General features: G+C 74.2%; 9 protein-coding genes. 4 read left to right on the plus strand and 5 right to left on the minus strand.

Features of this window, described 5'->3' with window-relative positions; translation table 11 throughout:
* Positions 1 to 58: 58 nt before the first annotated feature.
* Together ACQZ2A_RS12535 and ACQZ2A_RS12540 are read left to right on the plus strand one after the other, a co-directional pair.
* A complete protein-coding gene (locus tag ACQZ2A_RS12535; protein ID WP_430211462.1) occupies positions 59 to 613 on the plus strand; it encodes an ArsR/SmtB family transcription factor in 555 nt (184 codons plus the stop codon).
* A complete protein-coding gene (locus ACQZ2A_RS12540; protein WP_430211464.1) occupies positions 610 to 1,266 on the plus strand; it encodes an SRPBCC family protein in 657 nt (218 codons plus the stop codon). The genes ACQZ2A_RS12535 and ACQZ2A_RS12540 overlap by 4 nt, the downstream gene beginning before the upstream one ends.
* A 22-nt stretch (positions 1,267 to 1,288) precedes the next feature.
* Here ACQZ2A_RS12540 and ACQZ2A_RS12545 read toward each other — a convergent pair whose 3' ends face one another.
* From ACQZ2A_RS12545 to mfd, 3 genes are read right to left on the minus strand one after another with little or no spacing between them, the layout of a single operon-like run.
* The gene (locus tag ACQZ2A_RS12545) at positions 1,289 to 2,233 is read right to left on the minus strand and encodes a MazG family protein (RefSeq protein WP_430211466.1); all 945 of its coding nucleotides are present in this window, start codon (positions 2,231 to 2,233) and stop codon (positions 1,289 to 1,291) included.
* Positions 2,230 to 2,736 (minus strand): hypothetical protein, encoded by a 507-nt coding sequence (locus tag ACQZ2A_RS12550; protein WP_430211469.1) that lies wholly within the window; start codon positions 2,734 to 2,736, stop codon positions 2,230 to 2,232. The genes ACQZ2A_RS12545 and ACQZ2A_RS12550 overlap by 4 nt, the downstream gene beginning before the upstream one ends.
* 19 nt (positions 2,737 to 2,755) lie before the next feature.
* Complete coding sequence (gene mfd / locus ACQZ2A_RS12555; protein ID WP_430211471.1) at positions 2,756 to 6,337, minus strand: transcription-repair coupling factor; 3,582 nt, start codon at positions 6,335 to 6,337, stop codon at positions 2,756 to 2,758.
* Between the two features lie 354 nt (positions 6,338 to 6,691).
* On the opposite strand from mfd, the gene ACQZ2A_RS12560 reads away from it, so the two are divergent.
* Together ACQZ2A_RS12560 and ACQZ2A_RS12565 are read left to right on the plus strand one after the other, a co-directional pair.
* Positions 6,692 to 8,308 carry a hypothetical protein gene (locus ACQZ2A_RS12560; protein WP_430211474.1) on the plus strand — a complete coding sequence of 539 codons (1,617 nt, stop codon included), beginning with the start codon at positions 6,692 to 6,694 and terminating at the stop codon, positions 8,306 to 8,308.
* Positions 8,309 to 8,435: 127 nt separating this feature from the next.
* Positions 8,436 to 9,209, plus strand: coding sequence for a phosphatase PAP2 family protein (locus ACQZ2A_RS12565; RefSeq protein WP_430211475.1), 774 nt, complete (start codon positions 8,436 to 8,438; stop codon positions 9,207 to 9,209).
* Positions 9,210 to 9,231: 22 nt separating this feature from the next.
* Here ACQZ2A_RS12565 and ACQZ2A_RS12570 read toward each other — a convergent pair whose 3' ends face one another.
* Both ACQZ2A_RS12570 and ACQZ2A_RS12575 read right to left on the minus strand, forming a co-directional pair.
* Complete coding sequence (locus tag ACQZ2A_RS12570; RefSeq protein WP_430211478.1) at positions 9,232 to 9,975, minus strand: hypothetical protein; 744 nt, start codon at positions 9,973 to 9,975, stop codon at positions 9,232 to 9,234.
* Positions 9,976 to 11,187, minus strand: a complete 1,212-nt coding sequence (locus ACQZ2A_RS12575; protein WP_430211481.1) for a glycosyltransferase family 4 protein — start codon at positions 11,185 to 11,187, stop codon at positions 9,976 to 9,978.
* Positions 11,188 to 11,262 lie beyond the last annotated feature (75 nt).

Genomic DNA, 11,262 nt, shown 5'->3' on the forward strand with positions numbered 1-11,262 from the left:
AGCGACGCGAGCGACCTGACCACTTGACAGGATTTCCTGTCCATTGGACCATCGAGCCGTGCCCACCCTCATCGACGAGCCGGAGGCGGTCCGCGCCGCCCTCTCCCCCGTGCGGCGGCGGCTGCTCGCCCACCTGCGCGAGCCCGCCTCCGCCCCCGAGCTCGCGGCGGCCCTCGGGCTCTCCCGCCAGAACGTCAACTACCACCTGCGCGCGCTCGAGGCCGCCGGCCTGGTCGAGCTCGTCGAGGAGCGCCAGCGCCGCGGCTTCCGCGAGCGCGTGCTGCGGGCCCGGCCGGGGTTCGTCATCGACCCCGGCCTCGTGTCCGACGACTTCGAGCGGGTCGCCGACCGCTTCGCCGCCGACCACCTCGTCGGCGCCGCGGCCGACGCGGTCCGCGACGTGAGCCGGATGCAGGCCGCCGCCGAGGCGGAGGGCACCCGCCTGCTCACCGCCACGGTCGAGGTCGAGGCCCGCTTCGCCTCCCCCGCGGCCGTCCGCGACTTCACCGACGAGCTCACCGCCCTCCTCCAGGACCTCGTCACCCGCTACGACACCCCGCGCGGCCGGCGCCACCGGCTCGTCGCCTTCACCCACCCGGGAGCCGCACGATGACCCCTCACCCCAGCGACCCCGACGACACCCCGGTGCTCGTCGTGACCATCGCCGCCCCGGTGGCCGAGGTCTGGCAGGCCCTGCGCGACCGGGAGCGGGTCCACCACTGGCACGGGTGGGAGGCCGAGGGCCTGGACGACGAGATCGGGCAGATCTACTTCTCCGACGAGGTGGTCGAGGACGGCGCCGCCCACACCCTCACCCTCGGGGGCGGCGACCGGCTCGAGCTCCTGCCCGACGGCGACGCGACCCGGGTCCGGCTGACCCGCCCACCGGTCTCGGACGACGACGAGTGGGCGGCCTACTACGACGACATCACCGAGGGCTGGGTGACCTTCCTCCACCAGCTCCGGTTCGCCCTTGAGCACCACCGCGACGCGCCGCGACGCACGCTCTTCCTCGCCGGCCCCGGCGAGGCACCCGACCCGGCCGGCCTCGCCGACGGCTCGACGTGGTTCCGCTCCCAGCAGCAGGTCGGTACGCGCGTGCCCGCGTGGGGGGACGGGTTGCTGGTCACCGCACACATCCCCGCGAGGAACACGGCGATGGCCGTGCTCACGACCTACGGGATGGCCGACGACGAGCTCGCCGCCCTCGACACCGCGGCGCAGGCGTGGTGGGAGGGCCGCCCCGGCGCGGTGGACGCGCGGTAGGGACCAGGCGCCGGGTGTGCCGTCAGGCCTCGGGGTGGGCGCCGGCTGCGAGATCGGCCAGGGCGGCCCGGGTGCGGGCCTCGGCGGCGGCGAGGGCCGCCCGGGCCTCGTCGAGCTCGGTGCGGGCGGCGTCGTCGGCGACCAGGCCGCGGCGCCGCAGCCGGGCCAGGACCTTGGTGGCCGCCAGCTCGGCGGGCAGCGACGCCGGGACGCCGTGGAGGAGGTCCTCGGCGTAGGCGGCCGGCTTCTCCTCGGCCTTGATCCGCTCCCACTCCTGCTCGACCTCGTCGGGTGTGGCCGCCGCGCCGTCGGCGAACACGTGCGGATGCCGCCGCACGAGCTTCTCGACGAGGAGACCGGCCACGGTGTCGACGTCGAAGGCGTCCTCCCCCGCGTCCTCGGCCACCCGGGCGTGGAAGACCACCTGCAGCAGCACGTCGCCGAGCTCCTCGGCCAACGCGCGCGGGTCGCCGAGCTCGATGGCCTCGAGCACCTCGTGGGCCTCCTCGACGAGGTACGGCGCGAGCGAGGCGTGCGTCTGCTCGGCGTCCCACGGGCACCCACCGGGCGAGCGCAGCCGGTCCATCGCGGCGACGACGTCGAGCAGCCGGCCGCCCTGCACGTCCCAGGACCCGACGACGAGCTCGACGTCCGGCGGCACCTCGAGCCGGGAGACCTCGGTGGCGACGGCGTCGGACAGCCCGGGATCGGCGTCGGCGGACCCCAGCCAGACCACCGCCTCCGTGCCGGCCAGCTCCACGAGCCGGCGGGCCAGCGCGGGGGGCGGCACCTCACCGACGCACTCGACCTCGACCCCGGCGTCCGCGAGGGCCTCGACGAGCGGCTCGTCGGCGCTGCGCGCCAGGCGCCGGTCGGCACCGGCCACCGCGGACCACGCGGCGTGGGAGAGCAGCCCCGGGGCGACGCGGGGTGAGGTGACGAGGAGGGCGAGCCGCCCGGTGCTCACTTCGCGGCAGGGGCGCCGGCGGGCTTGATCCAGCTGGGCGTCGTCGGCGTGAGCGAGGCGGTCGAGGGGTCGTAGGTGCCGTAGCGCGGGTTGACCTCGACCTTCAGCTTCTCGAAGACCGCCATCGGGATGGAGACGCCCGCCTGCTGGAGGTAGGCGATGGCGAGCTCGCCGCGCAGGACCTCGACCGCCTCGGGCGAGGGGTCGGTGCCGGCGGGGAAGTTGGCGCGAGCGACCGACTCGGACTGCGGGCTGCCCTGCTGCGCGACGAAGTCGAGCTGGTAGGGCGCGTTGATGAGCCGCGCGAGCACGGCCGAGCTGCTGAGGTTGGCGTTCGGGAAGGCCTTGTTGATCTCGGCCTGCGCGGTGGCGACCTGGTCCTGGGTGATGACGCGGCCGTCGACCGTGGCGGCCCGGCCGGCCTCGGTGGTGCCGCAGCCGGCGGTGACGAGGGCGGCGCCCAGGGCGAGCGCCGCGGCGACGCGGCGAACCGGGAGGGTCACGAGCAGTCCTTTCATCGGGTCACCCCCGGGCGGGGGCGGTCGCGGCACGGGCGGCCTCGCCCACATTGTCCATGACGACGGAGCGCACCACCGCCGCGGCCCAGTCGAGGATGTCACGGTCGCGCAGGGGTCGGCCACCGACGGGAGCCGTCTTGGGCGCGGGCACGAGCATCGAGCCGGTGGCCGCCTTGAGGATGGACTTCGGGAAGAGCCGGTTCAGCCGCAGCTGCTGGCTCTCGCGCAGGTCGACCGGCCCGAAGCGCACGTGCTGGCCCTGGACCGAGATGTCGGCGATGCCGGCCGCCCGGGCGACGGTGCGCAGCCGGGCCACCTCGAGCAGGTTGCGCACCGGCTCGGGCACCGTGCCGTAGCGGTCGACGAGCTCGCCCTCGATCTCGGCGAGCTGCTGCTCGTCGACGACGGCGGCCAGCTTCTTGTACATCTCGAGCCGCAGCCGCTCGTGCGGCACGTAGTCGTGCGGCAGGTGGGCATCGACCGGCAGCTCGATCTTGATCTCGGCCGGCGCCTCCTCGCCCTCCCCACGGAAGGACGCGACGGCCTCGCCGACCAGCCGCACGTAGAGGTCGAACCCGACCCCGGCGATGTGCCCGGACTGCTCACCGCCGAGCAGGTTGCCGGCGCCGCGGATCTCGAGGTCCTTCATCGCGACCTGCATGCCGGCGCCGAGGTCGGTGTTGCTCGCGATGGTCTGGAGCCGGTCGAGGGCGGTCTCGGTGAGCGGGGTCTCCGGCGGGTACAGGAAGTACGAGTACGCGCGCTCGCGCCCCCGACCGACGCGGCCGCGCAGCTGGTGCAGCTGGGAGAGCCCGAGCCGGTCGGCGCGCTCGACGAGGAGGGTGTTGGCGTTCGAGATGTCGAGCCCGGTCTCGACGATGGTCGTGCACACGAGGACGTCGAAACGCTTCTCCCAGAAGTCGACCACGACCTGCTCGAGCTTGTGCTCGCCCATCTTCCCGTGCGCGGTGGCGACCCGGGCCTCGGGCACGAGCTCGCGGATGCGGGCCGCCGCCTTCTCGATGGTCGACACCTTGTTGTGGACGAGGAAGACCTGGCCCTCGCGCAGCAGCTCGCGGCGGATGGCCGCCGTGACGGTCTTCTCGTCGTAGGCGCCGACGTAGGTCAGGACCGGGTGCCGCTCCTCCGGCGGCGTTGCGAGGGTTGACATCTCGCGGATGCCCGTCACCGCCATCTCGAGGGTGCGCGGGATCGGCGTCGCCGACATCGCGAGGACGTCGACGGAGGTGCGCATCGCCTTGAGCTGCTCCTTGTGCTCGACGCCGAAGCGCTGCTCCTCGTCGACGACGACGAGGCCGAGGTCCTTGAACCGCACCTCCTTCGAGAGCAGCCGGTGCGTGCCGATGACGAGGTCGACCGAGCCGTCGGCGAGCCCCGCGAGGACGGCCTTGGCGTCGGCGTCGGTCTGGAAGCGGGAGAGCCCCTTGACGACCACCGGGAACCCGGCGTAGCGCTCTGAGAAGGTGTTGAGGTGCTGCTGGACGAGCAGCGTGGTGGGGCAGAGCACCGCCACCTGCTTGCCGTCCTGGACGGCCTTGAAGGCCGCGCGCACCGCGATCTCGGTCTTGCCGTAGCCGACGTCTCCGCAGACGAGGCGGTCCATCGGGACCTCGCGCTCCATGTCGGCCTTGACCTCGTCGATGGTGCTCAGCTGGTCGGGGGTCTCGACGTGGGCGAAGGCGTCCTCGAGCTCGCGCTGCCACGGGGTGTCCGGGCCGAACGCGTGGCCCTTGCTGGCCATCCGGGCCGAGTAGAGGCGGATCAGCTCGGCGGCGATCTGCTTGACGTAGCGGCGGGCCCGGCCCTTGGTCTGCTGCCAGTCCGAGCCACCCATCTTGTTGAGGGTGGGCTGCTCGCCGCCGACGTAGCGGGTGACCTGGTCGAGCTGGTCGGTGGGCACGTAGAGCCGGTCCCCGGGCTGGCCGCGCTTGGAGGCCGCGTACTCGAGGACGAGGTACTCGCGGGTGGCGCCCTGCACGGTGCGCTGCATCATCTCGACGAAGCGGCCGACGCCGTGCTGCTCGTGGACGACGAAGTCGCCGGGTCGCAGCTGGAGCGGGTCGACCTGGTTGCGCCGCTTGGACGGCATCCGGCGCATGTCCTTGGTGGAGGTGCCGGAGCCGGCGGCCGCGCCGGTGAGGTCGGACTCGGTGACGAGCGCGAACCGCTCGGCGGGGGCGAGGAACCCGTGGCCGAGCGCCCCCGTGGTGACCGTGACGACCCCCGGCTCGGGCTCGAGGTCTCCGGCGGAGAGGCGGCTCGCCACCTCGTTCTCGCCCAGCACCTCGGCGACCCGCTTGGCCAGGCCCGGGCCCTCGGTGGCGACGAGCACGGTCCAGTCCTCGGCGACGAGGCGCCGCAGCTCGGCGACGGCGTCCTCGGTGCTGCCGCGGAAGGTCGGCGACACGGTGAGGCCGAGGTCGAGGGTGTCGTCCTCGCCGTCCCCGGCGAACGGGGTGAGGTCGAGCCACCGCACCCCGAGGCCACGCGCCTGCTCGCGCAGGTCGGCGATGGTGTGGAAGGAGGCGGTGCCGAGGACGGACTCGAGGTCGATGGGGACCGCGCTGCCACCGGCCGCGTTGGCCCAGCCGGCCTGCAGGAACTCCTCGCTCGTCGAGACGAGGTCGTGGGCACGGGTGCGCACCCGCTCGGGGTCGCAGGCGACGAGGACGGCATCGGGGGGAAGCACCTCGAGGACGGTCTGCATGCCGTCGACGAGGGCGGGGGCGAGGGACTCCATGCCCTCCACGGCGATGCCGTGCGCGAGCTTCTCGAGGATGTCGGCGACACCGGGCAGCTGGTCGGCGAGCGCGGCCGCCCGATCGCGGACGGCGGGCGTGAGGAGCAGCTCGCGGCACGGCGGGGCCCACAGCCCGTGCTCGGCGACCTCGAGGGAGCGCTGGTCGGCGACCTTGAACCAGCGGATCTCCTCGACGGTGTCGCCCCAGAACTCCACGCGCAGCGGGTGCTCCTCGGTGGGCGGGAAGACGTCGAGGATGCCGCCGCGGACGGCGAACTCCCCCCGGCGCTCGACGAGGTCGACCCGGGCATAGGCCGCGGCGGCGAGGTCCTCGACGACCTGCTCCAGCGGCACCTCCTGGCCGGCCGACAGTGCGACGGGGCGCAGGTCGCCGAGGCCCTTGGCGATCGGCTGGAGCACGGCACGCACCGGGGCGACGACGACGGCCAGAGCGCCGTGCGAGGCGTCCTCGGCATCCGGGTGCGCGAGGCGACGCAGGACCGAGAGTCGTTGTCCGACGGTGTCGCTGCGCGGGCTGAGGCGCTCGTGCGGGAGCGTCTCCCAGGAGGGGAAGTGGCCGACCGCGTCGGGGCCGAGGAGCGCGGACAGGGCGGCGTGCAGGTCCTCGGCCTCGCGGCCGGTGGCGGTGACCGCGAGCAGCGGGGCACCGGACGGGCGCGGGGCGAGGGCGGCCACGACGGCGGCCCGGGCACCCGGCGGGGCGCTCGCCTCGACCTCGGCCGAGGGCACGGCGAGGGCCTCGGCGAGACGGGTGGGACCGGGGAGCGCGGCGACGCGGGTGCGCAGCGAGGTGAGTGAGGGCATGTCGGTGCCATTTTACGGTCGCGCACCGACACCGGGGGACGCGCGGTGGGCGCGAACGGTGGGACGCACCGAGGGGGACCGAGCCGGCCCGACCGGGCCCTCCGGGGAGGAAGGGCGCCGGTTCCGATCGGCCGTTCGGACGAAGTCCTTAGCGTTTCGTCGACCGTTGCCTCGTGTGTTTCACCTCACGCTCGACCGAACGGCCGATATGACCCCAGTTTCGGTCATGGACAGGCGAACCCCCGCAATAGCGTCCATACCAGATCGCGTCCCTGCACCCGAGGCGCCACGCGCGGTCACATGCGAGAGACCATCAGGGGAGTCGCGCATGAGGCGCCAAGGAAGTAGTCAGCCATGGGCACGCCTCTGTCCCCTCGCCGCCGCCGCGCGGCCTCATCCCTCGGCTCGCTCGCCGTCATCGCCCTCGGGATCGCCGTCCCGGCCGGTGCGGCCGCCCGCCCCCTCCCCTTCCCGGACCTGGTCCGGGTGCCGTACGGCATGACCGTCCAGAAGGTCGACGACTCGGCGACGAGCACCAGCCAGACCGCCCTCCGCTACGCGGGCACCTGGCAGGTCGCGACCGGCTCGGCCGCGTACCAGAACACCCAGCACAGCGCCCAGAGCAGCGCCAGCGCCGTGATCACGTGGACCGGCTCCCAGCTGCTCCTCTACGGGCCCAAGGGTCCCTCCCTCGGCCGGGCGAGCGTCTCGGTCGACGGCGGCGCCGCCACGGTGATCGACTCCTACGCCCCCACCCTGCGCCAGCAGGCGCTGCTCTACACGGGCCGGACGCTCACCCAGGGCACCCACACCGCGCGCGTCACGGTCCTCGGCCAGCGCAGCTCGTCCAGCACCGGCAGCACGTGGTCGCTCGACAGTCTCGTCGTCGTCGCGAAGAAGACGACCACCACGACGACCCCCACCCCGACGCCGACGCCCACGCCGACCCCCACGCCGACGCCCACGCCGACGCCCACGCCGACGCCGACCCCCACGCCGACCCCGACACCGGTCCCCGTCACCAAGACGAACTACGGCGGCCTCTACGGCGCCACCTCGACGGACCGCCTGCGCCGTGGCGTGAACCAGCAGTGGCTCAAGGTCCGCTGGTCCGACCTGGAACCCACCGAGGGCGTGTACAACTGGGCGCCGATCAGCAACCTGCTGGCCTCGGACCCGAACCTGGTCGTCCGCGTACACGTCCAGGGCGGCCAGTTCGCCCCGCAGTGGCTCAAGAACGCCGCGGGCATCGTCTCGGTCACCAACGCCAAGGACGGCATCACCGCGACCGTCGGCCAGTACTGGACCCCGCGCTACACGAGCGCCTACCAGCGCTTCGTGACCGCCCTGGGCGCCAAGTTCGACGCCAACCCGCGGATCGCCTCGGTCAACATGTTCGGCACCTCGCTCATCTACGACGAGCCGTGGATCACCGGCGGCACCGCCTCCGGCGCCGCGCTGTACACCGCCGGGCTCACGAAGGACAAGGTGATCGCCGCCCAGAACGCCGGTCTGTCCGCGACCGTCAAGGCCTTCCCGCACACCGTGGTCGAGATGCCCCTGCACGGCCAGTTCACCTACCCCGTGGCCGGCGGGCAGAAGGGCACCTGGGCCGACGGCATCGGCCTGGCCAACGCCTGGGACGCCCAGTACGGCAACCGCGTCGTCTTCACCGACTACGGATGGGGAGCCGGCGACTTCACCGCCGCCGCCACCAGCCTGACCACGGCGCCGAACCTGTACTCCTGGATGCACAAGCGCGCCGACCTCGGCCGCCCGATCGCCCTCCAGGCCACCCTCGCCCCCGGCACCGCCGCCGGCACCACGAAGCCGACCGCCGAGGTCGCCCGCGCGGCCGCCGACGAGGCCGTCCGGATGGGTGCCCGCTGGTTCGAGCACGCCAGCTGGGGCTACTTCACCGTCGAGGAGGCCGCGGTCTTCGACACCGGCCTCAAGGCCAACGTGAGGTAACCGGTCCGCGCCGGATCGACGGCCCCGGTCCCCCCGCAGCACGGCGGGAGGACCGGGGCCGTCCGTCCGTGGAGACGAACCGCCCGAACCCTTCCCGCCGCAGGTCACGGACATTTAGAGTCACGCCATGGACAGGACACCGGCCTCGCAGCGGGGGCTCGCCGGGTTGCGTTGGCTGGCGGGTCTGCGGACCGCCGCGGTGTGGCTGGCGGGGGTGACCGTGCTCTCCATCCTCGTCGGCTTCGTCGCCAAGTCGCTGACCACCCTCGTCGACGAGCCGGTCTTCGCCGCCATCGACCGGGCCGGCACCAACGGGTGGACCGACGTGCTGTCCACACTGACGAAGATGGGCAACGTCTGGCAGACGCAGCGGCTCGCCGCGGTGCTGGCCATCGTCCTCGCCGTGTGGCTCTGGCGGCGGGGCCAGCGGTGGTGGATGCCCCTCGTGGTGCTGCCGCTGACCTGGATCGTCTCGCGGGTGATGCAGTTCGGGGTCGCGGCGATCGTCGACCGGGACCGCGACGCGATCTCGCTGCTCGGCACCAACGTCGGGGCGTTCCCGTCCGGCGGCGTCATGCGGATCATCACCGTCACCGGCGCCGCCGTGTTCATCGCGTCGTACTACGGCGGGTGGTCGCGCGGCCGGCAGCGGGCGGGCTACGCCGTCGTGTTCCTGCTCGGCGTCGCCGAGGCGTACTTCCGCGGGCGCCTCAACCAGCACTGGCTCACCGACATCATCGGCGGGATCATCGTCGGCTGGGCCTTCCTGGCCGCCGTGTTCGCGACCGTCCGGGCGTTCGACCCCGGCCCGCACGCCACCGCTGACGGGGACCGGCCGGCAGTGCAGGACGCTCCCCAGCCCGCCGGCGCCACGCCGGTGGGTCCGGACGCCACCCGCTGACCCCCGCCCCCGCGGCCGCGACTCAGTCGGCGGCCGGGCCCGACGGCCACTGGGCCGCGATCACCGTCCGCAGGGTCGGCGCCGCCTGGGCGTCGACCGCCTCGACGGTCGCCAACGCCCTCGACACGGTGCGCGCGGCCCCCACGGGGAAGCGCGCGCCGAGGAAGCGCACGTACTCGGACTCGGTGAGGGCCCCCCGCGCCGCGAGCACGACCGTGTTGTCCACGAGCGGCCCGAGGCTGGGCCGCACCTTGTACATCCACGGCTCGAGGGTCGCCCCGGCCCGCAGCAGCAGGGCCAGCCGGTGGCACCCGTCGCCGATGTGCAGCCCGCCGAGCGCCGGTGCCCCGGACTCCGACTCGGTGCCCTCCGGCGCGGTGATGAGCGTGACCGGGTGGGAGCGGTCGATGCCGCGCTCCTCCACCGAGCGCAGCAGGGCCGCGGCTCCGCGCACCCGCGCGGCGAACCGCTGCTCGCGTCCCTCGGGATCCGCGAGCAGCTCGGGGAAGTAGCGGGCGCACTCGACGTGCTCGAACCAGGTCGCGTACGCCGAGTGCGAGGCGGCCTCGACGAGCACGTGCTCGGGGGCGCCGGCGTGCTCGGCCAGGAGGTCGAACAGCCGGGCCCGGACCACGACGTCGTAGCGCAGCGGCGCGACGAGCGCCGCGACGTCGACCGGGACGGTGCCCGGACGGGCCAGCCGCTCGTGGACCGCTCGTCGGGCCCGGCGCAGGACCCGACCGGCCCCCCCGGTGTCGGTCCGCACTCAGCCCCCCGACCGGTCGCCGACGAGGACGGCCTCCGGCACCCGCTCGGCGGTCCGGGGTGAGGCGACGGGGACGACCGCCGGCGCCACCACGGCCGGCGTGGGGTGCCCGGTGAGGTCCCGGTACAGCGCCAGGAGCTCTCCGGTGGCGAGGTCCCAGTCGTAGGGCGCCAGCAGCGAGGCGGCGTCGTCGGCGACGGCCTCGGCCGCCTCCTCACCGCGCCGGAGGGCGGTGACCAGCTCGCGGCCGAGGTGCTCGGCGTCGCCGGCCGCAAAGGTGCGGTGGCCGCCGCAGCCGCAGGCGGTGACGACCTCACGGTGCGGCGGGATGTCGCTGGCCACGACGGGGACGCCGTGGGAGAGCGCCTCGAGCAGCGTGAGGGGGAGACCCTCGACGTCGGAGGGCTGGACGTACACGGCCGCGTTGGCGTACACCGCGCTCAGCTCGCGGCCGTACAGGTAGCCCGGCAGCACGACGCGGTCGTCACCGGCGGCCGCCTCGCGCAGGCCGGCCACGTACTCGTCGCTGAACGACGAGTCGCCGACGAGGACCATCTTCACGCCGTCCGGGAGATACCGGGCCGCCTCGATGAGCAGGTCCGGCCGCTTCTCCGGCACGAGCCGCCCGACGAACAGGGCGTACCGGCCGGGCTCGAGCCCGTGCTCGGTGGCGAGGCGCCCGAGCGGCTCGCCGCGGCGGGCGGGAGCGACCCCGTTGGGGATGTAGGTGGCGCGGCGCCCGGAGTCCTCGCGGTACCGGTCGGCGAGCGCGCGCGACACGGTGACGACGGCGTCGGGGACCTTCCCGCTCATCCAGTAGGCGAAGCCGAGCACCCGCTGGGCCGCCCCTGCCCACTTGGCCCGCTCGTGGTCGAGCCCGTGGATGGTGAGCACGACGTCGGCCCGTGACGCGTACCGGGCGATCGGGGCCGCCAGCCCCGGGCCGGGCGCGTGGTAGTGCACGACGTCGGTGCCGGTGACGAGCGCGTGGAGGGTCGAGGTGACGCTGTGGACGATGGCGTCCAGGTGCTTGCTCGCGACGGTGGGGGTGACGACGAGCCGCATGCCCCGGTGCTCTCGGGGAAACTCGGACGCGTAGGACCGTCGGCAGTACACCGTGACCTCGACCCCCAGCTCCGCGAGCCGGGCTCCCAGCTCCTCGACGTGGTGCTCGATGCCGCCGAAGGTGGCCGGAGCACCCTTCTGCCCCACCATCGCGACCCGGAGGGGCCGGTCGGGGGGGGGGGGGGGGGGGGGGGGGGGGGCGGGGGGCCGGGCCCCCCCCCG

Source organism: Phycicoccus avicenniae (genome assembly GCF_050496545.1).
Classification (GTDB): domain Bacteria; phylum Actinomycetota; class Actinomycetes; order Actinomycetales; family Dermatophilaceae; genus Phycicoccus; species Phycicoccus avicenniae_A.

What these genes read in the sequence shown, in the direction of transcription:
- ACQZ2A_RS12540 (WP_430211464.1), top strand. Translation starts at nt 610, where the DNA reads ATGACCCCTCACCCCAGCGACCCCGACGACACCCCGGTGCTCGTCGTG.
- mfd (WP_430211471.1), bottom strand. Translation starts at nt 6,337, where the DNA reads ATGCCCTCACTCACCTCGCTGCGCACCCGCGTCGCCGCGCTCCCCGGT.
- ACQZ2A_RS12560 (WP_430211474.1), top strand. Translation starts at nt 6,692, where the DNA reads ATGGGCACGCCTCTGTCCCCTCGCCGCCGCCGCGCGGCCTCATCCCTC.
- ACQZ2A_RS12565 (WP_430211475.1), top strand. Translation starts at nt 8,436, where the DNA reads ATGGACAGGACACCGGCCTCGCAGCGGGGGCTCGCCGGGTTGCGTTGG.